The organism is Pseudomonas brenneri (assembly GCF_007858285.1).
In the GTDB taxonomy this organism is placed as follows: domain Bacteria; phylum Pseudomonadota; class Gammaproteobacteria; order Pseudomonadales; family Pseudomonadaceae; genus Aquipseudomonas; species Aquipseudomonas brenneri.
The window spans coordinates 272,972-298,699 of sequence record NZ_VFIL01000005.1; the positions used below are offsets into that span (position 1 = coordinate 272,972).

The window sequence follows — 25,728 nt, forward strand, 5'->3', positions numbered from 1 at the left end:
GACGAATACCGTAGAGTCCAGTAAAACCTTTGGGAGAACGAATATGACGACGTGGCATTGGCTGGGCTTGTTGCTGTTAGCGGTGTTTGCCGGTGCGGTGGTGCCGTTTCAAAGCGCGATTAACGCCAACCTCGGGCGTGGCCTGGGGCATCCCCTGTGGGCGACCCTGGCTTCGCTAACGGTGAGTATCCTGGTGTTATTGCCTGTCATTCTGGCGTTGCGACTGCCGCTGCCAAGCATGGCTTTTATCACCCAGGCCCCAATGTGGATGTGGGCGGGTGGCGCATTTGGGGTGTGCTTTATTGCCTTGGCCCTGATCTTGTTGCCGAAGTTGGGGGCTTCGGGATTTATCGCCCTGGCCATGACTGGACAGATTCTCGCCTCGTTGCTGCTCGACCACTTTGGCCTGTTCGGCCTGGTGGAACGGCACCTCACCGCCCCCCGTTTACTCGGAGTACTGATGTTGATCGGCGGTGTGGCGTTGATTCAGTTCAGTGCCGCGCCAGCCAAGGCATTGGCTGCTGCGGGCTGATCCGTTGCTATCACATACGTTCGGCGGCCAGACGGTGGATGTCGGCGGGTTCGATCACCGCTTGCGGGGCGCCTTGCCGGACCACCGCCAGCATCGCCCGACCCACGCTCTCGGTACTCACGATCCAGGCCGGCCGTACACGGCGAACCAATGACAGCAATGGGCCGAGCAAGGTGTAGAACGCCTGGTAGAGCCGGGTTTTCGAACGCACGCCATGCAGCGGCTGGATGATCCCCGGACGGAACAGGTAAACCGCCTTGAACGGCAGGCGCAGCAAGGCATTCTCGGTCTTGCCCTTGACCCGTGCCCACATCACCTTGCCCTGCTCGGAACTGTCGGTGCCCGTGCCGGACACATAGACAAACGTCATCTGCGGGTTGAGCCGCGCCAGGGTACTGGCAGCGACCAGCGTCAGGTCATAGGTCTGACGGGTGTAAGTCGCCTCATCCATCCCCACCGACGACACCCCCAGGCAAAACAGACAGGCATCAAACCCTTGCAGCAAATGCTCCAGGGGTTGGAAGTCGAACATATCGGCGTGCAACACCTGATGCAGCTTGCCGTGCTCCTGGGTCAACGCCGTGCGCCCCACCGCCACCACTTCCTGCACATCAGCGGCCAGCAGACACTCACGCAACACGCCCTGGCCGACCATGCCGGTGGCGCCGAATAGCAGAACTCTCATAAGGGGGGGCCTCAGTGGCAAGCTTTTAGCTGCAAGCTTCAAGTTAAGAGCAGTACGAGGTGCCCAGATTAACAGCTTGTCATCAGACGCGACGAGCGAATCGCAGAGGCGAAAATGTCGAACACAGGGATAGTGTAACTCATCCCAAACCTTGCACTAAAAATCTGTAGCCGATTACCCACGACAAAAACTCAACTTAGAACCATGGGCATAGGAAACAGCTGACTTTTCATAGAGATTTCATTCCGATAGCTTACGACTCCGAAAGTCAGGACCACTTTTACAAGGACAGTAAACCATGACTACAAACGTCAACATCAATAACTATTCAAACTACAAAAAGCTCATAGCACTCGCTGACCCAGACTGGCAAAGTGCAAAAGCCGGACGAATCAGTGAATTAAATGTAACGGTAAACAGCAACAACTTCCTAACCGATCAGTATAACCGAAACATCCATCACTTCTGCACCACGTCTTATTTAGGACTCGACTACCACCCCAGCATCCTTAATGGAGCTATTGATGGATTAAAAGATGCGGGAACACTGCGCATAGCCAATTCAAAAAACCGCTGCAAACTGGTATTACTAGAGCAATTTGAAACCGCGCTATCCGAGTTATTCGGTGCAAACTGCCTGAGTACACTTTCGTGTAGTGCCGCCAGCTCTGGAATATTACCTTTGCTCGCCAGCGGTGCTTTTACAAATGACACGCCTCCCGTCATGATCTTCGACAAGTTATCCCACTATTCAATGAATCATCTGAAAGCTGCGTGCGCTGACGAAACAGAGGTAATCACAGCCCCCCACAACGACATTTCCTTTATAGAAGATCTATGCAAAAAACATAAAAAAGTTGCTTATGTCGCTGATGGCGTTTACAGCATGGGAGGCATTGCCGACATAGAAAGCTTATTATATTTGAAGGCACGCTACGGACTTTTTCTCTACTTGGATGATTCTCACGCGCTGTCCGCAGTAGGGAAGAATGGAGCAGGATTTGTACGCCCGCACTTATCGGCATTAGACGACCAAATTCTGCTGGTGGCTTCCCTCGGAAAGTCATTCGCGGCAGGTGGTGGTTTGGTAATGTTTGGGAGCGAACGCCAAAAGAGTTTAGTGCATCGCTACGGCGGCCCTAGCAACTGGTCCCAAAGCCTGAATTCAGCTGCCATCGGCGCGGGCTTGGCATCAATCAAAATCCACCTTTCAGATGAATTAACTGTCCTTCAGGAAAAGCTTCAGAAAAATATTCGATTATTCGATAGTTTAGTAGAAACAGAGCAAAAGAGATCATTCTCCGCGATACGCTTAGTAGCTTGTGGCGAAGCAACACTGGCCACTCAAATTTCACGAAGACTTGCTGACATTGGTTTTTTTACATCTGCGGTGTTCTTCCCAGTTGTACCGCAAAACAAAGCAGCCATACGTATTACACTTCGTGCGGACATGCCACCTGCCTTGATCCATTCTTTTTGTGAACATCTCAAAGACTTGCTAAAGGAGCACGGAAAGCTTTAATGGTCTGCGTTGACACAACACAACTCTCGCCAACGCGACGCCACCGCCCAAAAAAGAAAATCCTTACCCTTTGAAAAACACCACAACCCTTGCCATAGCCTGCTGCACCGCCTTCCTGTCCCAAGTCGGCATCAGCATTTACCTGCCCGCAGTGCCGGCCATTTCCCAGGCACTGCAGGCCGCCGAGTCCCAGGCCTCGCTGGCCTTGGCGGTGTATCTGGTGGGCATGGCGTTGCCCATGCTGCTATGGGGCAGCCTGGGTGAACGCCTGGGCAGGAAACCGGTGCTGCTGGCGGCATTGGCCCTGTATGCCCTGGCCAGCGCGGCCATCCCCATGGCTCACAACATCGAGACGTTTCTCTCGCTACGGTTCGTCCAGGGCCTGGGGGCTGGTGGCGTTTCGGTGATGGCACGGGTGTTGGTGCGCGATAGTTTCAGCGGTGCATTGTTGGCCAAAGGCCTGTCGTGGCTGGGCATGACCTTCGTGATCGCCCTGGGTATCGGCCAGTTCATTGGCTCGGTATTGCAGGTAGCGTTGGGTTGGGAGGCGATCTTCTACGGCTTGGCATTGGCGGCAATCGGGCTGATTTGCGTACTGCAAGCGGTGGCGTTCCCGGCACGGGTGAAAGCCGATGGGCAAGTTTCTGCATGGCGTATCTACAGCATGATTTTGCAACACCCGGCGTTTCTACGGGCAGCGTTGGCGGGCGGGTTGGGGTATGGCGTGATCATCGCGTTCAATACCTGCGCTCCGCTGATTCTGCAGGGCCGCTTCGAGTGGACTGCCACGCAGTATGGGCTGCTGGGTTGGCCGATCAGCGCGGCCTATCTGGCGGGTGCATTGACGGTCAATCGTTGGGTTGCCCGCAGCGGGCGCCTGTCGATGATGACATGGGGAGTGACATTGGTAGTGGGCGGCAGTTCGGTGATGTTGCTCGCTGGCTGGTTCGCCAGTGATTGGGCCTTGCTGCTGTGGTTGCCTTATTGCGTGGCGGTGTTCGGGCAGTCGATGAGTTACCCCATCAGCCTGTCCCTGGCCAACGACCACTCTCCGGTAGGCGGCTCCTACGCCATGGCCCTAAGTGGTTTTTTGCACCAGTTGATGGCGGCGCTGATTGGTGGCATGGCCAGCTTGCTGGTCAGTCAGCAGGTCTGGCCGTTGGCGGCGTTATGTGTAGCGCTGGCGAGCGGCGCACTGTGGTGCGTCGTCCGGGCCAGGACAGACTAAAACGCGCTGCGGAAAATTTCCTCGATCTGCCGCTGATCCGCCCGCCGTGGGTTGGTCAGGCCGCACGCATCCTTGAGGGCATTGCTTGCCAGCAGCGGGATGTCTTGCAGCTTGGCACCCAACTCACGCAGGCCGGCCGGGATGTCGACATCCTGGGACAGGCAGCGAATCGCCGCGATGGCCGCTTGTGCGCCTTCTTCGGGGCTGACGTGTTTATCGGTCACGCCCAGGGCGCGGCCGACGTCGCTCAGGCGCGCGGCGCTGACGCTGGCGTTGAAGCTTTGCACGTGGGGCAGCAGCACCGCGTTGCACACGCCGTGGGGCAAGTCATAGAGGCCGCCCAACTGGTGGGCCATGGCGTGGACAAAACCCAGGGAGGCGTTGTTGAAGGCCATGCCCGCAAGAAATTGCGCATAGGCCATGTTTTCCCGGGCCGCCATATCGCTGCCGTCGCGCACGGCCAGGCGCAGGTTGGCGCTGATCAGTTCGATCGCCTTGATCGCGCATGCATCGGTGATCGGGTTGGCGGCGGTGGAAACATAGGCTTCGATAGCGTGGGTCAGTGCGTCCATGCCGGTGGCGGCGGTCAGGCCCTTGGGCATGGCCACCATCAGCGCCGGGTCGTTGACCGACAGCAACGGTGTGACGTTGCGGTCGACGATGGCCATTTTCACGTGACGGGTTTCGTCGGTGATGATGCAAAAACGCGTCATTTCGCTGGCGGTACCGGCGGTGGTGTTGATCGCCACCAGCGGCAACTGCGGCTTGCTCGATTGGTCGACCCCTTCGTAGTCGCCGATATGCCCGCCATTGGTGGCACACAGGGCGATGCCCTTGGCGCAGTCATGGGGCGAACCGCCGCCCAGCGACACCACAAAATCGCAGCCACTGGCCTGAAGCAACGCCAGGCCGTTCTCGACATTCTCCACGTTGGGGTTGGGTTTGGCGCCGTCGTAGAGCACCGAGTCGATGTCCTGCATCGCCAGTTTCTCGGCAATCATGCTGGCCACGCCCGCCTTGGCCAGGCCGGCGTCGGTGACAATCAGCGCCTTGCGAAAACCGTAGTTGCGGATCGCGCTCATGGCTTCGTCGAGGCAGTCGATGCCCATGATGTTGACGGCGGGAATGAAGAACGTGCTGCTCATGGTGAACCCTCGGGGATACGTTGATGCCTACAGCATCGACCGCAGCGGGCTGCGGCATCTTGACCAAGATCAACGCCCGCCCGTGATAAAGTCACCACCCAGCCGTTTTTGAGTAGACCCGCCGCAATGAAGGATTTCCAGGATATCGACGCCGCCCTTGAAGACTGGAGCGCACTGCGCAGCAGCACCGCCTTCGCCGCGATCCTGATCGGCAACGGTGCCAGTCGCGCGGTGTGGGAAGACTTTGCCTACGACTCACTGTTTGAAAACGCACGCACCGTGGAAGAAAAGCCCTTGAGCGCTTCCGAACTGAGCGTGTTTGATGCGATGCAGACCCGCAGTTTCGAACAAGTGCTGGGTGCCCTGAAAACCACCAGCCGCGTCAACAAGGCCCTGGCCGTCAGCTCCGCTGCGCCGCGCAATCGCTACTACGCGATCAAGGAAGCGCTGATCAACACCATCCACGCCGTGCACATCCCCTGGCGCCTGGTGCAGCCTTCGACGCTAGTGACGATCAATCAGGAACTGGCGAGCTACAAGACAGTGTTCACCAGCAATTACGACCTGCTCAACTACTGGTCGATCCTGCACACGCCAGGCATTGACGACCTGTTTCGCGGTGCCGAATCACGCTTTGACCTGCGCGATACCGCCACCGCCGCGACGCGCATTCTGTACCTGCACGGCGGCCTGCACCTGGTGCGTAACCTGGATGGCTCGGCGCGTAAATTGCCGTCCACCGACAGTACGTTGCTCAGCAGTTTTGCGATCAACAACACCATCAAGACCCTCGACGATGTGCCGCTGTTCATCAACGAAGGGCCCACCGGCGAAAAGCTCAAGACCATCCGCAGTTCGGATTATCTGTCGTTCTGCTATGAACAGTTGCTGGGCCAGGAAGGTGCGCTGTGTATCTTCGGCCATCACCTGGGCGAGCAGGATCAACACTTGGTGGAGGCGATTCGCCGCTCGAAGATCAAGACCCTGGCGATTTCGGTATTTGGCCGCAGCGAAGGATTTATCCAGCAGCAGAAGCGGCGGTATGCGGGGCTGTTTGAAGGGATGGAGGTGGAGCTGCGGTTCTTTGCGGCACGCAGCCATGCGCTGGGCAAAGCGGCACTGTCGGTGCCGGTCGAGCACTGATCCCAGCCTCACTGGAGACCCGGGCTTGCTCCCACACAAGCCCGCTCCCACATTAGATCTCTGTCATTCTTCGGCGCTGTGTACCACCACCAGTAACTGCGCCTGCACTTCTCCCACCGAACGAATGCGGTGCGGTTTTTGCGCATTGAAGTGCAATGCGTCGCCGCGCTCCAGCAGTACCCGTTCGTTCATGAAGTCCACTTCCACCCGGCCTTCATGCACAAACAGAAACTCCTCCCCCAAGTGCTCCTTGAAGGTCTTGTCGCTGAACTCCGCTGGCGGATAGATGATGAACGGCAGCAGGCTGCGCTCGCTGACCTGATGGGCCAGCACCGCATAACCCGGCGACGTGTCGGGCCGCTCATGGCTGCGCACCAGGCTGTAGCTGTCGAGGCTGACGTTGTCTTCGCTGAACAGTTCTTCGACCTTAACGTTCAACGCCTTGGCCAGTTTCAGCGCGGCGGCAATCGACGGCGTGTTCAGCCCGCGCTCGACTTTCGACAGATAACTCTTGGTCATCCCGGATTTCTCGGCCAGTGCCTCCAAGGTAACACCGAGTTTTTTTCTCAATAATTTCAAACGGATAGACATGCGCAGCGATTAATCCAGCCAGAGGATGATGATTTTTACTTGCCAATGACACATTGTGTCATATAGCCTCTTTGGTGTCATTTGCAGAACCCAACGACCTTGCGAGCTGCGGGAACCAGCAAATCGACGTCCATTGAACCACCCAAAGGACACCGATATGGCCAAGACATTAGCACTCCCCAAAGACCAACTGGTCAAGCAAGCGCTGACCCAGATGCAAAGCAGCCTGGCAGATAATACGTGGACCGACCGGCAAAAGCTGGCCCTGACCTGCCGGATTCTGTTCGAGAACGGCCACGACTCCGGCCTGGCCGGGCAGATCACTGCCCGTGGCCCGACGCCTGGCACCTACTACACCCAGCAACTGGGCCTGGGTTTCGATGAAATCACCGCCAGCAACCTGCTGCTGGTCAACGAAGACCTGGAAGTGTTGGAAGGTCACGGCATGCCCAACCCGGCCAACCGCTTTCACAGCTGGGTCTACCGTGGCCGGCCGGATGTGAACTGCATCATCCACACCCACCCGACGCACATCGCCGCCCTGTCGATGCTGGAAGTGCCGTTGGAGGTGTCGCACATGGACCTGTGCCCGCTGTATGAAGACTGTGCATTCCTCGAAGCCTGGCCGGGTGTGCCAGTGGGTAACGAAGAAGGCGAAATCATCACCCAGGCCCTGGGCGACAAGCGCGCAATCCTGCTGTCCCACCACGGTCAGCTGTCCACTGGCGGCACCATCGAAGAAGCCTGCGTGATCGCGCAATTGATCGAACGGGCGGCCAAACTGCAACTGCTGGCCATGAGTGCCGGTACCGTCAAGCCGATTCTGCCGGCCCTGGGACGCGAGGCCCATGACTGGATCTCCAAGCCCAAGCGCCACGGCGCCGCGTTCAACTACTACGCTCGGCAGAACCTGCGCCAACACGCCGATTGCCTGAACTGAAGCCTTTTTCGACCGGAGATATTCCATGTCCAGCCCTACTATTCACGGCATCATCGGCTACACCATCACCCCGTTCAGCGCCGACGGCAGCCGCCTAGACCTCGACGCCCTGGGCCAGTCCATCGACCGCTTGATCGACAGCGGCGTCCACGCCATCTCGCCGTTGGGCAGCACCGGTGAAGGCGCGTACCTGAGCGATGCAGAGTGGGATGAAGTCAGCGCCTACAGCATCCGAAAAGTCGCCAAACGCGTCCCGACCATCGTCAGCGTGTCCGACCTGACCACCGCCAAGGCCGTGCGTCGCGCGCGCTTTGCCGAAGCCGAGGGCGCCGATGTGGTGATGGTGCTGCCGACCTCCTACTGGAAGCTCAGCGAGGCGCAGATCCTTGCGCACTACGCGGCCATCGGCGACAGCGTCGGCGTGCCGATCATGCTCTACAACAACCCGGCCACCAGCGGCACGGACATGTCGGTGGAGTTGATCCTGCGCATCGTCAACAGCGTCGATAACGTGACGATGGTCAAGGAGAGCACCGGCGATATCCAGCGCATGCACCAGTTGTACCGCCAAAGCGAAGGCCAGGTGCCGTTCTACAACGGCTGCAACCCACTGGCCCTGGAAGCCTTCGCCGCCGGAGCCAAGGGTTGGTGCACCGCTGCGGCGAACCTGATCCCGCAACTCAACCTGGACCTGTACCAGGCCGTATTGGCCAACGACCTGAACCAGGCACGCGCACTGTTCTATCGACAATTGCCGTTGCTCGACTTCATCCTCAAGGGTGGCTTGCCGGCGACGATCAAGGCTGGCTTGCGCATGACCGGGCTGGAAGTCGGTGATCCACGATTGCCGGTGTTCCCGCTGGACATGGCGGGCCAGGCGCAGTTGCAGAAGCTGCTGACCTTGCTGCGCTAAACACCATCCGGTGTAGAGATAGGCTTGTGTGGGAGCGGGCTTGCTCGCGATAGCGGTGGATCAGTCAATCATTGGGTGACTGACACACCGCAATCGCGAGCAAGCCCGCTCCCACATTGGATCGCATGGGCCTTTAAATTTACGGAGACAAATAGCAATAATTCTCGATATCATTCGCGACTTTTCTGCAGCATGCTGCGTCAAGAAGGATATCCATGTCTCGTTTCAAGCCCGACCCGTTGTCGGCCGACGCCTTTCGCGGGTTTTATGCAGATATCCTGCATTACCTGCGCAAACGCACGGACAACGCCAGCGACGCGGCGGACATGACCCAGGATGTCTTTACCCAATGGCTGGACTACCGCGACCGGGCCAAGGTCGAGCAGCCACGGGCCTTTCTGTTTCAGATGGCACGCAATCTGTTGCGTGATCACTGGCGCAAACAGAAAGTGCGGCACATCGTCCACAACGAGCAGGCCGAATGGGATGCCGAGCCTGTCACCGACGAGCAAAACGACCCCATGGCTGCCGCTCAACGCACCCAACGCCTGGAACAGTTGAAAGAAGTCCTCGCCGAACTCTCGCCCCGCAGGCGAGAAGCCCTTATGCTGCACCGCTTCGAAGGCTTGAGCCAGGCGCAGATCGCCGAGCGCATGGGTATTTCGATCAGCATGGTGGAAAAGCACATCGCCTTTGCCCTGCTGCACTGCAAGCAGCGACTTCAAAAAGATCCGGGCAAGGAGCAGCCAGAATGACCCGCTTGAGCAACCGCGACGGCCACGCAATTGATGAGCACGACAACATCGATGCACAGGCTGCCAGTTGGTTTGCGCGCAATCGCAACGAAGGCGGCAGCCTCGATCGCAAGGCCTTCGTCGCCTGGCAGGCCGTGCCGGCCCATGCGCGTGCCTACGCCGAATTCGAACAACTGTGGGCCGACCTTGGCGAGCTGCAGCAACTGAACAAACCCGTGCCCTTGCCCACACGCAAGCCAGCGCCTTGGCGCCCGGCGCTGGCCGTGGCTGCCGCGCTGGTCTGCGCCTTGCTCGCGAGCAACCTGGGCGCCCCGCGCGGGCTCTATCACACCGAGGTCGCGGCGCAGGACAAAGGCATGCGCACCCTGGACCTGCCGGATGGCAGCACCTTGTACGTCAACGCCAGCACACGATTGCGGGTGGACTTCGATGCCCAGCGCCGCGTGATCCACCTGGACCAGGGCCAGTTGTACCTGGAGGTGGCGCCCGATAAGGAGCGACCACTGTTCGTGCGTGCCGGCGAGGCCGACGTGCGGGTGGTAGGCACCGCTTTTGATGTGCGTCGCAGCCAGCAGCAACTGGTGGTCAGCGTGGCCCACGGAATGGTCGCCTTCGCCCCCGACCCGAAAGCCAGCGCCGTGATGCTCGGCGCCCAGCAACGGGCGACCTACAGCTATGCCAAGGGCTCCGTGCAGCAACAAAACCTGGCCGCTGGCGAAGTCGCCGACTGGCGCAGTGGCCACTTATCCTTTCGCAACCGCGAACTGGCCAGCCTGCTCGATGAGTTGAGCCTGTACCGGCCCAAGGCCGTGGTCTTGGCCGATGGCCCGGTGGCGCACCTGAAAGTTTCCGGCAATCTCGACGTGAATGACCCGGATGCGCTGCTCAATGCCCTGCCGGCTCTGTTGCCGGTGAAAACCGTGGCCCTGGGTGACGGCAATATCCGTATCGAGGCCCGCAAGTAACACCATATGAGAATATTTTGCATTCGCATGTGAGGATTTTTTTTCCTGCCGCGTCTTCCTCCGGTCTGCGTTTGATACGCATGCCTTTTTTGGCTATTTAGCCGCCTTGGGGGATTTCATGTTTCGCGCGCCTTGCCTTGCCCAGCACCTGTTTCTTCGACCGTCCCTGATCGCCGCCTGCCTGACCGTCAGCCTGACCGCCCAGGCCGAGTCGCTCAAACTGCAACTGCCGGCCCAACCGTTGGCCACGTCCCTGAGCCAGGTGGCGCAACAGGCAAAAATCCAGCTGCTGTTCGATGAGGACCTGCTGAAGAATATCCAGGCGCCAGCGATCAACGGCGATTTCACCCCCGAAGTGGCGATCCGCACCCTGCTCAAGACCGGCGAATTCACCCTGATCAAAGTGGGCAGCACCTATGTCGTGCGCCCCGAAGAAAGCCGCACCACCAACAGCGCCAGCGTCCAGTTGGACGCCTTGAGCGTGATCGGCACCGGCAACCAAGTCGATGCCAGCACCGTCGGCCGCTCGACCCTGTCCCAGGCCGATATCGACCGCCTGCAGCCCAACAACATCGCCAGCCTGGTACAGACGCTGCCGGGCGTGACCATGGGCGGCTCGATGAAACCGGGTGGGCAGATCATCAACATTCGCGGGATGGGTGAAGCTGAAGACGTGCCGATGACTGTCGATGGCGCGACCAAAAGCGGTTTCGAGCGTTATCAACAGGGCACCGTGTTTATCGAGCCCGAGATGATCAAGAGCGTCGAGGTGGAAAAAGGTCCGCACTCGGCTTTCACCGGTAACGGTGGGTTCGGTGGTACGGTCAACATGGTCACCAAGGATGCACCGGACCTGCTCAAGGACGGGCGCAACAGCGGTGCGATGCTCAAGTACGGCTACTCCAGCAATGACCACGAGCAGGTCTACAGCGGTGCCGTGTATGGCCGCACCGACGACGGCCGCATCGACGCCCTGGCCTACCTGACCAAGCGCGACGGCGGCGACATGAAGCTGGCCGACAAGCGCGACTACGACAGCAAGGACTACCCGATCAACCCGCAGCGCCTGCCCAACAGCGCCCAGGATGTGGACGGTCAGCTGTTCAAACTGAACATGTACCTCACCGATGAGCACAGCCTCGGTTTCTCTTACTCCCGGGCCAACAGCGAACGTTGGACGCCCTTCTCGGCCAGAAGCTATCCATCGCCACCGCGCAAGAGCGATATCGACCGCTATGGCTACGATGCGGCCGTCAGACGGTTCCTGGCCAGTCGCCACACCGTCGATACCACGTGGTCGGGCAAGTACCAATACCAACCCCTGGACAACCCGCTGATCGACATGAAGCTCAGCTACTCGGAGTCCAACACCGACCAGACCGACGAACGCGACGCCACTGCCGTCATCGGTTTGTCCACCGGCGGGCGCAAGATGGACACCGCCTACACCGACAAGATTCTTGAGCTGCGCAACATCAGCCGCTTCAACACCGGACCGCTGGACCATGCCCTGACCACAGGCGTGCAGATCCGCAAGCACATCCGCGACACCGAAAGCTGGATGCCCGGCGCAAAGTACGACACGCCTGAGTACAACTACGGGCATTTCCAGCCGGCGTTCATGCCCCACGGCAAGGTCGACACCAACGCGTTCTACATCCAGGACGCGGTAACCCTGGGCGACGTGACCATCACCCCGTCCCTGCGTTATGACCATGTGGTCAACCGTGGCAAAGCCAACGACGCGCCGTACTACAGCAACCCCGACCCGGCCTACGGCCACGATTACGGCGACCGCACCTATGCCGGCTGGTCGCCGCGCCTGGCGGCGTTCTGGAAGGTCACCCCGGACGTGGCGCTGTTTGCCAACTGGAGCCGCACCTGGCGCGCGCCGGTGATCGACGAACAGTACGAAGTCCAGGGCCTGGGCAGCCGCACCTCCACCAGCCGCAACCTCGATCCGGAGCGCATCACCGCCATTACCGTGGGTAATGTCACCAGCTTCGCCAACGTGATTGCCAGCGGCGACAGCCTGCAACTGCGCACGACGCTGTTCCACAACACGATCGAAGACGAGATTTTCAAGGCCACTGGCCTCGGCTGCCAGCAACAGAACTACATGGAAGGCTCCATCGCCAAGGTCTGCACCGACATGGCGTCGAAGACCAACTACCGCAACATCGGCAGCATGACCATCAAGGGCTTCGAACTCGAAGGCTACTACGACTCGACCTACCTGTTCGGCTCCCTGAGCTACTCGTGGGCCACCGGCAAACGCGAAAACCCTTACACCAACCCATGGGCGACCGACATCCACGTCTGGGCCCGTGACATTCCACCGGCCAAATGGGTCGCGATGCTGGGCACCAAGATTCCTGCCTGGGACGCACAAGTGGGCTGGCAAGGCCAGTTCGTGCGCAAGACCGACCGCCTGCCCAGCGACAAATATTCAAGTGGCCTGAACAGCGGTTTTGGCGACAGTTTTTATGACCAGTACGCCAACGACAGCTACGACACCCAGGGCCTGTTTGCCAAATGGACCCCGCAACAGGCGTACCTCAAGGGCACCGAAGTCAACTTCACCGTCGACAACCTGTTCAACCGCAGCTACATGCCGGCCTTGAGTGGCGACAGCGCCACCAGCGTCGGACGCAATGCCAAGATCAGCGTGACCCGCTTCTTCTAACCCACCCACACCTTCAGAAACTGTACGGTTCAATCTGCACCCAGCTGTAAGCCCGCGTCCTGCGGGCTTTGTGGCTAGATGGGCAATCTCTTCCAGCCCATTCGATCCGGTTCTCCCATGAATTCGCGCGAAAACACCGGCATGGCCCTCGGCCTGCTCGGCGTGATTATCTTCAGCCTGACCCTGCCCTTCACCCGCATCGTGGTGCAGGAAATCCATCCGTTGCTCAATGGCCTGGGCCGCGCGTTGTTCGCGGCGGTGCCGGCAGCCTTGCTGTTGCTGTGGCGTCGCGAAGCCTGGCCGACCTGGCGCCAGGTACGCGGCCTGAGCCTGGTGATTGCCGGAGTGATCCTCGGTTTCCCGGTGCTGTCGGCCTGGGCCATGCAAACCCTGCCCGCCTCCCACGGCGCCCTGGTCAACGGCCTGCAACCCCTGTGCGTGGCGCTGTATGCGGCGTGGTTGTCCCATGAACGACCGTCAAAAGCCTTCTGGGCCTGCGCGGCGTTGGGCAGTGCGTTGGTGCTTGGTTATGCGCTGATCAGCGGCGCCGGTAGCATCCAGGCCGGGGACTTGCTGATGCTCGGAGCGATTGCCGTGGGTGGCCTGGGCTATGCCGAAGGCGGCCGGCTGGCCAAGGAAATGGGGGGCTGGCAAGTGATCTGCTGGGCACTGGTGCTGTCGACGCCACTGTTGATCGGGCCGGTGGCGTACCTGGCGCTGCAACACGAAGGCGCGATTTCGCCCCGCACCTGGTGGGCGTTTGGCTACGTCTCGCTGTTCTCGCAGTTCCTGGGGTTCTTTGCCTGGTACGCCGGGTTGGCCATGGGTGGGATCGCCCGGGTCAGCCAGATCCAACTGCTGCAGATCTTTTTCACCATCGCCTTTTCCGCGTTGTTTTTTGGCGAGCACATCGAGCCGATTACCTGGCTGTTTGCCTGCGGGGTGATTGTGACGGTGATGCTGGGGCGCAAGACGGCCGTGCAGCCTGCGCCCACTCCCAAGCCGCATACAATCTAATTGTGGGAGCGGGCTTGCTCGCTCCCACACTTTTGGTTCTGCGTGCGGCTCAGGGCAGGTAGTTATCGGCGCGCAGCAGGGTTTCCAGGCAGTGCTCGCTGATCTGGTAGAACGCCTTCAACTCGCGGATCTTCTCCAGCAACTGCGCATTATCCGAAGGCTCGGCACGCTTGACCGCCAAAATCATCTTGTTCTTGTTGGTGTGGTCCAGCGAGATGAACTCGAACACTTTGGTTTCATACCCACAAGCCTCCAGGAACAACGCGCGCAAGCTGTCGGTGACCATTTCCGCCTGCTGGCCCAGGTGCAGGCCGTATTGCAGCATCGGCTTGAGCAGCGCCGGGCTCTGGATCTGCAAGCGGATCTGTTTGTGGCAGCACGGCGAGCACATGATGATCGACGCGCCGGAACGGATGCCAGTGTGGATCGCATAGTCGGTGGCGATGTCGCAGGCATGCAGGGCGATCATCACGTCCAGCTCGCTGGGCGCCACGCTGCGCACGTCACCGCACTTGAACACCAGCCCCGGATGCTCCAGGCGGGCGGCGGCGTTGTTGCACAGGGTCACCATGTCTTCGCGCAACTCGACACCCGTCACCTGGCCTTCGGCCTTGAGGGTGTTGCGCAGGTAGTCGTGGATGGCGAATGTCAGGTAGCCCTTGCCCGAACCAAAATCCGCGACCCGCACTGGCCGGTCCAGTTGCAAGGGGGACGAGGTCAGCGCATGGCTGAACACTTCGATGAACTTGTTGATCTGCTTCCACTTGCGCGACATCGCCGGGATCAGCTCGTGCCTGGCGTTGGTCACGCCCAGGTCGGCGAGGAACGGCCGATTCAGGTCGAGGAAGCGATGCTTCTCGCGGTTGTGCTCGGCCGACGGCGCTTCCCGCAGTTGCTGGGGTTTGCTCTTGAACAGCGAGCTTTTGTTCTTCTTGCTGTATTCCAGCTGCGCCTCGTCGGTCAACGACAGCAGGTGCGCGTTCTTGAACGAGGCAGGCAGCAGCGCGGCAATCGCCGCCACCCCGTCGTCCACGGAGAAGTTCTTGGTGATGTCACGGGTCTTGTAGCGATAGACGAAGGACAGGCACGGCTGCTCCTTGACCGTCACCGGTTTGATGATCAGCCGCTGCAACTCGGCTTCTTCACCCACGTACTTGGCCAGCACCAGCTTGATAAAGGCGTTTTGCCCAAGGCTTGCGCTCAACAGTTCGATGAACTGGGCGTGATGATCCGGCGCAGGGCTGGCGGGTTTAGCGGTGACAGACATGAACAAAAACGCCTCGGGCAGGGAATGCCGGACATTTTAGGGGGGATGGGGCGCCAGGGCACGGAGTTATTTGCCCAACGGTAGGATTAGACGGCCACCGCAGATCCCAATGTGGGAAGGGGCTTGCTCCCTCCCACATTGGGATCTGTGTGAGCTGGACTATTTGAGGACGATCAGGCGATTGGGCAGTTCATTACGCGTGTGCGTCACCGGCACATGCACTTTCAACAACTCGCCACAGGCCTCGATGCAGGCGATAAACCCAGCCAACGTCTGCCCCTGTTTCACCTGCTGGGTAAACGTCTTGACGATGGCATCCCAACTGCTGTCATCCAGGCGCTGGGAAATCCCGTCATCCACCAGGATCTCCACGTAACGCTCGGCTTCGCTGACAAAAATCAGCACCCCGGTGCTGCCCAGCGTGTGGTGCAGGTTCTGTTCCAGGAACTGCCGGCGCGCCAGGTTCGACGCACGCCAATGCCGCACCGAACGCGGGATCAAATGGGTGGTGATCTTTGGCAGGCGGAACACCAGGCACAGCACGACAAACGTCGCCCACTGCGCCAGCAGCAAGGTGTGCATGGTCAGCCAACCCGACAGGTAATGCACGATCCCCGGCACCACCAATGCCACCACACTGGCCCACAACAGCGGGATGTAGGCGTAGTCATCGGCGCGGGCGGCAAGTACGGTCACCAGTTCAGCGTCGGTCTGTTGCTCGACCCTGGCGATCGCTTCGGCGACCTGGCGCTGCTCGTGTTCAGTCAGTAAAGCCATGGTTGTAGATGCTCTTTAGTTATTGTCATTACCAGCCACCTGAAGCCCCGCCGCCGCCAAAACCACCGCCGCCGCCCCTGAAACCGCCGCCGCCCCCGCCTCCACCGCCGCCACGCCCACTGCTGCTGAGAATGGCCAGCAGAATGGCGCCTACCGGCAGCCCCATGCGGTTGCACAGCCACAACACCACCAGCAGCAAAATAAACAGACCGATGGAGAACGCCGGGTTGTCCTTGGCAAAGTTGGGGTCGGCCACATGGGCCGGCACCGCCAGCGGTTCACCGCCAACCACTTGCACCATCGCCGCCACGCCGTCGCTGATGCCCTTGGTGAAGTTGCCGGCCTTGAACGCCGGCGCAATCACCTGGTTGATGATCACCCACGACTGCGCATCGGTGAGCACGCCTTCCAGGCCATAACCCACTTCGATGCGCAACTGGCGCTCGTCCCGGGCGACGATCAGCAGCGCGCCGTTGTCCTTGCCCTTTTGCCCGATGCCCCAGTGCCGGCCCAGTTGAAAACCGAAGTCTTCAATGGGCAGGCCTTGCAGGTCGGGCACGGTGACCACCACGACCTGGGCGCCGGTGGTCTGCTCCAGCGTCTGCAATTGCTGGCTCAGTTGCGCACGCACCGGCGGGTCGATCATTTGTGCGTTATCGACCACCCGCCCGGTCAGCGCCGGAAAGTCCGGTGCTGCCTGGGCCGTCAGGCAAAAAGACAGCAGCCACGCCGCCAGCCACCAAACGCGCTGGCCCATCAGAACTTCACTTGCGGCGCTTTATCGGCATCGGCACTGGTGGCCTCGAAGTTGGCGCGCATTGGCAAGTCGCTGTACATCACGCTGTGCCACAGGCGGCCTGGGAAGGTACGGATCTCGGTGTTGAAGGCCTGCACGGCGGCGATAAAGTCGCGACGGGCCACGCTGATACGGTTTTCGGTACCTTCCAGCTGCGATTGCAGGGCCAGGAAGTTCTGGTTGGCCTTCAGGTCCGGATAGCGCTCGGACACCACCATCAGGCGGCTGAGGGCACCACTCAAGCCTTCCTGGGCCTGCTGGAACTGCTTGAGTTTTTCCGGGTTGTCGAGGGTGCTGGCATCGACCTGGATCGAGGTTGCCTTGGCGCGCGCTTCGATCACGGCGGTGAGGGTGTCCTGCTCATGGGCCGCGTAGCCTTTGACCACTTCCACCAGGTTGGGGATCAGGTCGGCACGCCGCTGATACTGGTTCTGCACCTGGGCCCAGGCCGCCTTGACCTGTTCGTCCAGGGTCGGGATCTTGTTGATGCCGCAACCGCTCAGCACGCTGCTGATCAGTAGCAGGGCCGCGGCTTTCCAGCCCCATCGAATAGTTTGTGCTGCTTGCATGGTGTTTCTCCTGGCCAACCTTAATGGAATGTGACGACTCACCCTATACATCACGCGCTTGGGGCATAATCGGCCACCGTAACTGGATTGCATCGAATCAATCAGCTAAAAAGATGCCCAACGCGAATCAGAGTTCAGAAGTGTGCGTTATTTATCTGAACAACACCCGAACAACAATAGACGTTCCCCACATTTTGGCCGAACCGCGTTTACCTTGAACACGGTGCAGTGAGCCGAAAAAGGATATTCATGAAAAAGCTGTGTTTGCTGGGCCTTGTTGCCACTCTGGCCAGTCACCCTGTCGTTGCCGAGACCAAGCCCGCTGCGCTTAAGGACAAGGACGCCTTCGTCAGCGACCTGCTCAAGCAGATGACCCTGGATGAAAAGATCGGCCAGTTGCGCCTGATCAGCATCGGCCCGGAAATGCCGCGCGAGATGATCCGCAAGGAAATCGCCGCCGGCCGCATTGGCGGTACCTTCAACTCCATCACCCGCCCGGAAAACCGTCCGATGCAGGACGCGGCCATGCGCAGCCGCCTGAAGATCCCGATGTTCTTCGCCTATGACGTGATCCACGGCCACCGCACCATTTTCCCGATCAGCCTCGCCCTGGCCTCTAGCTGGGACATGGACGCCATCGGCCGCTCCGGGCGCATTGCCGCCAAGGAAGCGGCGGCAGACAGCCTCGACATCACCTTCGCACCGATGGTCGATATTTCCCGCGATGCCCGTTGGGGCCGTACCTCCGAAGGTTTCGGTGAAGACACCTATCTGGTGTCACGGATCAGCGAAGTGATGGTCAAGGCCTTCCAGGGCCCAAGCCCGGCCCAGGCCGACAGCATCATGGCCAGCGTCAAACACTTCGCCCTGTACGGCGCGGTGGAAGGCGGCCGCGACTACAACGTGGTCGACATGAGCCCGGTCAAGATGTACCAGGACTACCTGCCACCGTACCACGCGGCAATCAAGGCCGGCGCCGGCGGCGTGATGGTGGCGTTGAACTCGATCAATGGCGTACCGGCCACCGCCAACACCTGGCTGATGAACGACCTGCTGCGCAAGGAGTGGGGCTTCAAGGGCCTGACCGTGAGCGACCACGGCGCGATCTTCGAGCTGATCAAGCACGGCGTGGCCAAGGACGGGCGTGAAGCGGCCAAGCTGGCGATCAAGGCCGGCATCGACATGAGCATGAACGACCAGCTCTACGACAAGGAACTGCCGGGGCTGCTGAAGTCCGGCGAGATCGAGCAAAAAGATATCGACAACGCCGTACGTGAAGTGCTCGGCGCCAAGTACGACATGGGCCTGTTCGCCGACCCGTACCTGCGTATCGGCAAGGTCGAGGATGATCCGGTCGACACCTATGCCGACAGCCGCCTGCACCGCAGCGAAGCCCGCGACATCGCGCGGCGCAGCCAGGTGTTGTTGAAGAACCAGAACGATACCCTGCCGCTGAAGAAATCCGCGACCATCGCCCTGGTCGGCCCGTTGGCCAAGGCCCCCATCGACATGATGGGCAGTTGGGCCGCCGCCGGCAAACCCGCGCAATCGGTGACCCTGCTCGATGGCATGAACGCGGTGATCGGCGAAAAAGGCAAAGTGATCTATGCCCGTGGCGCCAACATCACCAGCGACAAAGCCGTGCTCGATTACCTCAACTTCCTCAACTTCGATGCCCCGGAAGTGGTGGATGACCCACGTCCAGCCCAGGTGCTGATCGACGAAGCGGTCAAGGCCGCGAAAAATGCCGATGTGGTGGTGGCTGCCGTAGGCGAGTCCCGTGGCATGTCCCACGAGTCCTCCAGCCGTACCGACCTGAACATCCCGCAAAGCCAGCGTGACCTGATCAAGGCCCTCAAGGCCACGGGCAAGCCGCTGGTGCTGGTGCTGATGAACGGTCGACCATTGTCGATTCTCGAAGAGAACCAGCAGGCCGATGCGATCCTCGAAACCTGGTTCTCCGGTACCGAAGGCGGCAACGCGATTGCCGACGTGCTGTTCGGTGACTACAACCCGTCGGGCAAGCTGCCGATCACCTTCCCACGCTCGGTGGGGCAGATTCCGACCTACTACAACCACCTGACCATTGGCCGGCCGTTCACGCCGGGCAAACCGGGCAACTACACCTCGCAGTACTTCGACGACACCACAGGCCCCCTGTACCCGTTCGGTTATGGCCTGAGCTACACCACGTTCAGCCTGTCGGACATGGCGCTGTCGTCCACCACCCTGAACAAGACCGGCAAGCTCGACGCCAGTGTCACCCTGAAAAACACCGGCAAGGTGGATGGCGAAACCGTGGTGCAGTTGTATATCCAGGACGTGGCCGGCTCGATGATCCGCCCGATCAAGGAGTTGAAGAACTTCCAGAAGATCCTGCTCAAGGCCGGCGAATCAAAGGTGGTGCACTTCAGCATTAGCGAGGATGACTTGAAGTTCTACAACACCCAGCTCAAGTTCGCCGCCGAACCGGGTGAGTTCAATGTGCAGATCGGGTTGGATTCCCAGGATGTGCAGCAGCAGAGCTTTGAACTGCTCTGATTCGAAGCTGTATGTAGGAGTTGGCTTGCCTGCGATGCAGACACCTCGGTCTATCAATTACACCGAGGTGCTGCAAGCGCGGGCAAGCCAGCTCCCACATTGGATTGGTGGTGTGTTCCCTAACCTCTTCGATCCAGCAGGTTAACTACCAACCGATCAATCCAGCCCCACACCCGCTGCTTCACCCGACGCCACAATGGCCGAGCCTTCCATGCCTGCAGGCTGACCGCCTGGCTCTGGGCAAAATCGCGCTCGAAACTGCCCGCCACCGCCAGCGTCAACTCAGGGTCCAAAGCTTCCAGGTTGGCCTCCAGGTTGAAGCGCAGGTTCCAGTGATCGAAATTGCACGAGCCGACGCTGACCCAATCGTCCACCAGCACCATCTTCAGGTGCAGGAAGCACGGCTGGTATTCGAAGATCTGCACCCCGGACTTGAGCAGGCGCGGGTAGTAACGATGCCCGGCATAGCGCACCGAAGGATGGTCGGTGCGCGGCCCGGTCAGTAGCAGGCGCACATCCACACCGCGCCCGGCCGCCCGGCGCAGGGCTCGGCGCACGCCCCAGGTCGGCAGGAAATACGGCGTGGCCAGCCAGATACGTTGCTGGCTGTTGTTCAAGGCGCGGATCAGTGACTGCAAGATATCGCGGTGCTGGCCGGCGTCGGCATACGCCACCCGGCCCAGGCCCGGCCCGGTCGCCGGCACTTTGGGCAGGCGCGGCAGGCCAAAGTGCCGGGCCGGTTTCCAGGCGCGGCGGTGATCGTTGACCAGCCATTGGCGGTCGAACAGGGCTTGCCAGTCCTGCACCAGCGGGCCGCTGATTTGCACCATGACCTCGTGCCAATCGCAGGTGTCCTGGCCTGGGGTCCAGAACTCATCGGTGACACCGGTGCCACCGACAACGGCAACGTTCTGATCGATCAACAGCAACTTGCGGTGGTCACGGTAGAGGTTGCGCATCCAGCGCCGCCAGCGCAGGCGATTGTAGAAACGCAACTCGACGCCGGCATCGGTCAAGCGTCGGCGCAGGCCCAGGGTAAAGGCCAGGCTGCCGTAGTCATCGAACAGGCAACGCACCCGGACCCCGCGCTCGGCCGCTTGCACCAGCGCCTGGACCATCGCCTCGGCACAGGCGCCCGCCTCCACCAGATACAGCTCAAGTTCCACCTGCTGTTCGGCGCGGGCAATGCCCACCAGCATCTGCGGGAAGAAGTTCGGCCCGTCGATGAGTAATTCGAAGCGGTTCGCGCTGCGCCAAGGGAACACCGCGCCGCCCATGTCAGCGCGCCGTGAAAATCAGCACCGCACCCACCGGCACCGACAGGCTGATCGCGTCAAGGCCGGCGACTTTGCGCAGGGTTTCCACACCGGCAAGCAAATCAAAATCCTTGGCATGCAGCACCAGCGGCTCCAGGGTCACCACCTGGAAACGTCGGTCATCCAGGCGCGTGGCGAGCAATTCGGCGTTGTAGACCTGGGTCTTGCCGTGCAGGGTGACCGACAGCGGCAGGCGCAACTCCAGCTGTGCGCCGGTGGCCAGGTCATTGATTGGTTGCAGGTTGATTTGCGCGTTGATCAGCGCATCGGGATGGGTCTTGATCTGGAACAGGTCGTTGCGCATGCGTTCATCGCGCAGCGGGATGCCGCTGTTGACCGACTCCAGCTCGACTTCCAATTGCGCCGCGCCTTTGTCATCGACCTTGCCGTGCAGCACCAGGAAGCGATGGACTTCGGACAGGTCGGTGTTTTTAGTGGTGACGAACGACAGCCGTGAGGATTCGTTATCCAGGTACCAGGCGGCCTGCGCAGGCACGGCGATGGCGGCCAGTAGCAGGAAGGCCAGGGGTTTGAAGACGGATACGTTGAACATTAAACACTCGCGCGGAGAAAAACCTGCTCGAACAGTAGCAAAGACCCTTTGTAGGAGCGAGCGTGCTCGCGAAAATCGTCAACGCTAACGCGTGCATCCTGGATGCTCGCGGTGTGCTCAGGTTTTTCGCGAGCACGCTCGCGCCTACAAGGAGGGTGCCGCTTCAGGCCAGTGCGTGCTGCACGCCTTGCACGGTCGCCTCCAGGCTCGCCAGGTGCAAATTCAACACCCGCTCCACCGGCGCCTGGTGCATCGGCCAATGCAACGCCATGCTCCCCACCAATCGCCCATTGGCCCGTATCGGCAGCGCCACCGCGCGGATCAGGAACGGCAAGCGCACCGGATACTCCCAATACCCTTCGGTACGCTGGCCAAACCCCTGGTGCTGGGATTGTTCGCAAGCACGGTACTGATCGTCGGCCGCCACGCGCTCGCGACTGGCCAGGCGCTGCACTTCGTCGGGCGCCAGCTCGGCCAGGCACGCCTTGCCCATGGCCGAGTGGAACAGGCTGGCGTGCTGGCCGACGATCTGGCAGTTGTTCGGGTACAGCTTGCGCAGCACCGTGGGGATTGCACTTTCCATGACTTCCAGGCGCTCGCCGTCGAAGTTCGACAAGTCCGCCACTAGCCCCGTGCGCTCGCTGAGTTCCAGCAACCAGGGCGCCGCGCATTCCACCAGGCGGCGCTTGAAGCGTTGCTGGGTATCGCCGAACAAGCGCTGGGCGCTGATGCGATAACGCCGGTCACTCAGGCCGCGATAGATCCAGCCCTGCTCCTGCAAGGTCAGCAACATCCGCGACACCGTGGCCTTGGGCAGGCAGGTCAGGTAATGCAGCTCCTCCAGCCCCAGCGCCTGGTGTTCACCCAGCAGCTCGATGATCGCCAGTGCCCGCTCCACTGAACGTACAGTCCCTGTGTCGGCGTTGCTGCCCATGGCTTGATCTCCCGGTGGCTGATGGATGATCGAATTTCACAGCAAGATACAGGCCGTGCCCGCTCAGGCGTTCGCCTTCAAGCATTCTGGAGGCCGGCGCTGCACCCAGTGCGTCAGTTGTTCATGGGCATACGCCAGTTGCAGCACGGCGCGATCGGCCTGGACCGGGCCAATGATTTGCAGGCCCATGGGCAGTCCCCGGGGGTTGAAGCCCACCGGCACACTCATGCTCGGCAGCCCCGCCAATGTCGGGCCGATGACCACCTCCATCCAGCGGTGATAGGTGTCCATGGTTTGCCCTCCAACGACGCGCGGCCAGGGCTGCTGTGCATCGAAAGGGAACACTTGGGCACTGGGCAATAGCAGAAAATCGTAACGTTCGAACAACTTGGCCAAGGCGCGGTACCAATCGCTGCGCGCCAAGGAGGCTTGATACACATCCGCCGCACTCAGGTCCAGGCCGCCCTCCACTTCCCACTGCGCTTCAGGCTTGAGCAACCCACGTTTTTGCGGGTCGGCATACGCCGCCCCCAGCGCGCCCTGCACCAGCCAATGGCGATGCACCAGCCAGGTGTGCCACAGGCGCGCCATGGAAAAGTCCGGCTGGCAGCTTTCCACTGCGCAGCCCAACGCGCTGAAATCGCCGAGGGCTGATTCACACAGGCCCAGCACGCCGTCGTCCATTGGCAGATAGCCGTTGTAGTCTCCCAGCCACCCCAGGCGCGCGCCCTTGAAGTCACGGGCCAACGGCGCGCCGAATACGCTGGGATCATCCTTGAGCGACAACGGCACCCGTGCGTCAAAGCCCGCCTGGATGCTCAATAACCGCGCCACATCCGCTACGCTGCGGCCCATCGGGCCTTCGGTGGCCAGTTGCTGGACAAACACCTCCGGCGCCGGCCCATGGGGCACGCGGCCCTGGGACGGGCGCAGGCCGAACACGTTGTTGAACGCCGCCGGGTTGCGCAGCGAACCCATCATGTCGCTGCCATCGGCCACCGGCAGCATGCGCAACGCCAGCGCCACCGCCGCCCCGCCGCTGCTGCCGCCGGCCACCAAGGCCGGATCATAGGCATTGCCAGTGGTGCCGAACACGCTGTTGTAGGTCTGCGAGCCCAGGCCGAATTCGGGCACGTTGCTCTTGCCGATGATAATCGCGCCACTGGTCCGCACCCGCGCCACGGCGATGGCGTCTTCAGCGGGAATCTGTTCGGCGAACAGCGGCGAGCCCATGGTCGTGCGCAACCCCTTGGTCGCCGCCAGATCCTTGATCGCCTGGGGCATGCCATGCATCCAGCCACGAGAGCGGCCCTGATCCAGCTCCCGGTCACAGACCCGGGCCTCGGCCAGCACGTGCTCTTCGTCGCGCAATGACACCAGGGCATTGACCGACGGGTTGAAACGCGCGATCTGCGCCAGATAGGCCTGCATCACCTCATGGCAGGACACCTGCCGGGCGTGGATCGCCTGGGACAACGCAATTGCATCGAGCTCAACAATCTTCAAGGCTTCACTCCCTTGGTAAAGCGCGCCGGCGCTGCAGCCCTCGGAGCTTCATGCATGCAGTAAGTGCCCAGCAGCGTCAGGACGCAAGCGAACAGCACATAAAACGCCGGAGCCACTGGTGTACCCAGCTCCTTGCTCAGCCAGGTGACGATCAGCGGGGCAAAGCCGCCGAACACCATCACCGCCACGTTGTAGGCCACCGACACCCCGGTGGAGCGCACCTCGATGGGAAACTGCTCGGCCAGGGCCGTCGGCGCCGGGCCAAAGAAGCCGCCGATGGCGATGCACAACATCACTTGCATCACCAGCAGCCGCTCGATGGACGGCGCCGCCGCGACCCACACGTACAACGGGTAAACCATCACGAAAAACGCCAGGGTGAAACCCATCAACACCGGCCGCCGGCCCAGGCGGTCGGACAACAGGCCAGACAGCGGAATCACCACGGTCATCAGCGCCACGGCGAACATCTGCACCATCAATACCTGGTCCAGGGGCAGGCCGAGGTTCTTGTGGGCGAAGGTCGGCATATTCACCAGCACCACGTAGAACGACACCGTCGCCCCGCAGGCCAGGCCCATGCTCACCAGGATACTGCGCCGATGGTTGCGCAATACATCCATCAGGCTTGGCGCCGGGCCGGTGGCCTGTTTGCGCGCTTCGATAAATTCCTCCGGGTCTTCCATGTGCCGGCGAATCCACAAGCCCACCGGGCCGATCAGCAGGCCGAACACAAACGGCAGGCGCCAGCCCCACAGGTCGAGGGTTTCGGGGGTGAAGAAGTGTGTGACCAATGCCACCATCGCCGCGCCGCCAAACACTGCCAGGCACTGCCCGACCAATTGCCAGGAGCCGTACAAACCCTTGCGGTGGGCCGGTGCGCTTTCTACCAGGAAGGCCGTGGCGCTGGCATATTCACCGCCCGTGGCAAAGCCTTGGAGCATGCGCGCCACCACGATCAACAGCGGCGCGCCCATGCCGATGGCGGCGTAGTTGGGGGCAAACACGATCAGCGCGATGGACACGGTCATCAAGCGAATAATCAACTGCATCGCCGCCTTGCGGCCTTTGCGGTCGGCGTACATGCCGAGCAGAATGCCGCCCACCGGGCGCATGAAGAAGCCGACGCCGAAGGTGGCCAGGGCCATCAGCAGCGACGAATACTCATCGTCCGAAGGGAAAAACTGCCGGGCGATGATGCTGGCCAGAAAACCGTAGACGATGAAGTCGTACCACTCCAACGCGTTACCCACCACCGCCGCAACCACTTGCCGGGTGCGGGACACACCTTTTATTGAAGTCTGCATGAGAACACTCCATTCAACCTGTTGAGGAAAGGTCCAGCGG

The 25,728-nt window shown here is 60.8% G+C and carries 23 protein-coding genes; 11 read left to right on the plus strand and 12 right to left on the minus strand.

What is annotated here, in order from left to right; genetic code table 11:
• Positions 1-43 precede the first annotated feature (43 nt).
• The gene (locus FJD34_RS13050) at positions 44-532 is read left to right on the plus strand and encodes a DMT family transporter (protein WP_032857953.1); all 489 of its coding nucleotides are present in this window, start codon (positions 44-46) and stop codon (positions 530-532) included.
• Positions 533-542: 10 nt separating this feature from the next.
• Here the strand turns inward: FJD34_RS13050 and FJD34_RS13055 are convergent, their stop codons facing one another.
• On the minus strand, positions 543-1,217 hold the full coding sequence (locus FJD34_RS13055) for an NAD-dependent epimerase/dehydratase family protein (RefSeq protein WP_032857955.1): 675 nt from the start codon (positions 1,215-1,217) through the stop codon (positions 543-545).
• 298 nt (positions 1,218-1,515) lie between these two features.
• Here FJD34_RS13055 and FJD34_RS13060 point away from each other — a divergent pair, with 298 nt between their 5' ends.
• Together FJD34_RS13060 and FJD34_RS13065 are read left to right on the plus strand one after the other, a co-directional pair.
• The gene (locus FJD34_RS13060; RefSeq protein ID WP_065943867.1) at positions 1,516-2,739 is read left to right on the plus strand and encodes an 8-amino-7-oxononanoate synthase family protein; all 1,224 of its coding nucleotides are present in this window, start codon (positions 1,516-1,518) and stop codon (positions 2,737-2,739) included.
• Positions 2,740-2,809: 70 nt separating this feature from the next.
• Positions 2,810-3,967, plus strand: a complete 1,158-nt coding sequence (locus tag FJD34_RS13065; RefSeq protein ID WP_032857957.1) for an MFS transporter — start codon at positions 2,810-2,812, stop codon at positions 3,965-3,967.
• Here the strand turns inward: FJD34_RS13065 and yiaY are convergent.
• Positions 3,964-5,112, minus strand: coding sequence for an L-threonine dehydrogenase (yiaY, locus tag FJD34_RS13070; RefSeq protein WP_065943866.1), 1,149 nt, complete (start codon positions 5,110-5,112; stop codon positions 3,964-3,966). The genes FJD34_RS13065 and yiaY overlap by 4 nt on opposite strands.
• Positions 5,113-5,238: 126 nt before the next feature.
• Here yiaY and FJD34_RS13075 point away from each other — a divergent pair, with 126 nt between their 5' ends.
• A complete protein-coding gene (locus tag FJD34_RS13075; RefSeq protein ID WP_032857962.1) occupies positions 5,239-6,255 on the plus strand; it encodes a DUF4917 family protein in 1,017 nt (338 codons plus the stop codon).
• Positions 6,256-6,318: 63 nt separating this feature from the next.
• On the opposite strand, the gene FJD34_RS13080 is transcribed toward FJD34_RS13075, so the two are convergent.
• The gene (locus FJD34_RS13080; RefSeq protein WP_032857965.1) at positions 6,319-6,846 is read right to left on the minus strand and encodes a helix-turn-helix domain-containing protein; all 528 of its coding nucleotides are present in this window, start codon (positions 6,844-6,846) and stop codon (positions 6,319-6,321) included.
• A gap of 157 nt (positions 6,847-7,003) precedes the next feature.
• Here FJD34_RS13080 and FJD34_RS13085 point away from each other — a divergent pair, with 157 nt between their 5' ends.
• The 6 genes from FJD34_RS13085 to FJD34_RS13110 all read left to right on the plus strand — a co-directional run bounded on the left by FJD34_RS13085 (position 7,004) and on the right by FJD34_RS13110 (position 14,122).
• Positions 7,004-7,786 (plus strand): aldolase, encoded by a 783-nt coding sequence (locus FJD34_RS13085; protein WP_032857967.1) that lies wholly within the window; start codon positions 7,004-7,006, stop codon positions 7,784-7,786.
• Between the two features lie 25 nt (positions 7,787-7,811).
• Positions 7,812-8,699 (plus strand): dihydrodipicolinate synthase family protein, encoded by an 888-nt coding sequence (locus FJD34_RS13090; RefSeq protein ID WP_090290620.1) that lies wholly within the window; start codon positions 7,812-7,814, stop codon positions 8,697-8,699.
• A 215-nt stretch (positions 8,700-8,914) separates the two neighbouring features.
• Positions 8,915-9,454: an RNA polymerase sigma factor gene (locus tag FJD34_RS13095; RefSeq protein WP_032857972.1), complete on the plus strand. Its 540-nt coding sequence runs from the start codon at positions 8,915-8,917 to the stop codon at positions 9,452-9,454.
• Positions 9,451-10,419 (plus strand): FecR family protein, encoded by a 969-nt coding sequence (locus FJD34_RS13100; RefSeq protein ID WP_032857974.1) that lies wholly within the window; start codon positions 9,451-9,453, stop codon positions 10,417-10,419. Before FJD34_RS13095 ends, FJD34_RS13100 begins: the two co-directional genes overlap by 4 nt.
• A 118-nt stretch (positions 10,420-10,537) precedes the next feature.
• Complete coding sequence (locus FJD34_RS13105; RefSeq protein ID WP_090290619.1) at positions 10,538-13,105, plus strand: TonB-dependent receptor; 2,568 nt, start codon at positions 10,538-10,540, stop codon at positions 13,103-13,105.
• A gap of 117 nt (positions 13,106-13,222) precedes the next feature.
• On the plus strand, positions 13,223-14,122 hold the full coding sequence (locus FJD34_RS13110; RefSeq protein WP_090290618.1) for a DMT family transporter: 900 nt from the start codon (positions 13,223-13,225) through the stop codon (positions 14,120-14,122).
• Positions 14,123-14,171: 49 nt separating this feature from the next.
• On the opposite strand, the gene FJD34_RS13115 is transcribed toward FJD34_RS13110, so the two are convergent.
• From FJD34_RS13115 to FJD34_RS13130, 4 genes are all read right to left on the minus strand, one after another.
• Positions 14,172-15,389 carry a class I SAM-dependent methyltransferase gene (locus FJD34_RS13115; protein ID WP_090290617.1) on the minus strand — a complete coding sequence of 406 codons (1,218 nt, stop codon included), beginning with the start codon at positions 15,387-15,389 and terminating at the stop codon, positions 14,172-14,174.
• 159 nt (positions 15,390-15,548) lie between these two features.
• Positions 15,549-16,166 (minus strand): TPM domain-containing protein, encoded by a 618-nt coding sequence (locus tag FJD34_RS13120; RefSeq protein ID WP_032857984.1) that lies wholly within the window; start codon positions 16,164-16,166, stop codon positions 15,549-15,551.
• Positions 16,167-16,194: 28 nt separating this feature from the next.
• Positions 16,195-16,923, minus strand: coding sequence for a TPM domain-containing protein (locus FJD34_RS13125; protein WP_032857986.1), 729 nt, complete (start codon positions 16,921-16,923; stop codon positions 16,195-16,197).
• Positions 16,923-17,531, minus strand: a complete 609-nt coding sequence (locus FJD34_RS13130; RefSeq protein WP_032857987.1) for a LemA family protein — start codon at positions 17,529-17,531, stop codon at positions 16,923-16,925. Before FJD34_RS13130 ends, FJD34_RS13125 begins: the two co-directional genes overlap by 1 nt.
• Before the next feature lie 249 nt (positions 17,532-17,780).
• On the opposite strand from FJD34_RS13130, the gene bglX reads away from it, so the two are divergent.
• Positions 17,781-20,072, plus strand: coding sequence for a beta-glucosidase BglX (gene bglX / locus FJD34_RS13135; RefSeq protein ID WP_090290616.1), 2,292 nt, complete (start codon positions 17,781-17,783; stop codon positions 20,070-20,072).
• A 119-nt stretch (positions 20,073-20,191) separates the two neighbouring features.
• On the opposite strand, the gene FJD34_RS13140 is transcribed toward bglX, so the two are convergent.
• From FJD34_RS13140 to FJD34_RS13165, 5 genes are all read right to left on the minus strand, one after another.
• Entirely contained in the window at positions 20,192-21,349 is a 1,158-nt protein-coding gene (locus tag FJD34_RS13140; RefSeq protein WP_032857992.1) for a phospholipase D-like domain-containing protein, read from the minus strand.
• 1 nt (position 21,350) lies between these two features.
• Positions 21,351-21,941 (minus strand): YceI family protein, encoded by a 591-nt coding sequence (locus FJD34_RS13145; RefSeq protein WP_032857995.1) that lies wholly within the window; start codon positions 21,939-21,941, stop codon positions 21,351-21,353.
• A 163-nt stretch (positions 21,942-22,104) separates the two neighbouring features.
• The gene (locus tag FJD34_RS13155; RefSeq protein WP_090290615.1) at positions 22,105-22,875 is read right to left on the minus strand and encodes an IclR family transcriptional regulator; all 771 of its coding nucleotides are present in this window, start codon (positions 22,873-22,875) and stop codon (positions 22,105-22,107) included.
• Positions 22,876-22,938: 63 nt separating this feature from the next.
• A complete protein-coding gene (locus FJD34_RS13160) occupies positions 22,939-24,381 on the minus strand; it encodes an amidase (protein WP_090290614.1) in 1,443 nt (480 codons plus the stop codon).
• Positions 24,378-25,688, minus strand: coding sequence for a citrate-proton symporter (locus FJD34_RS13165; protein WP_032858001.1), 1,311 nt, complete (start codon positions 25,686-25,688; stop codon positions 24,378-24,380). The genes FJD34_RS13160 and FJD34_RS13165 overlap by 4 nt, the downstream gene beginning before the upstream one ends.
• Positions 25,689-25,728: the final 40 nt, after the last annotated feature.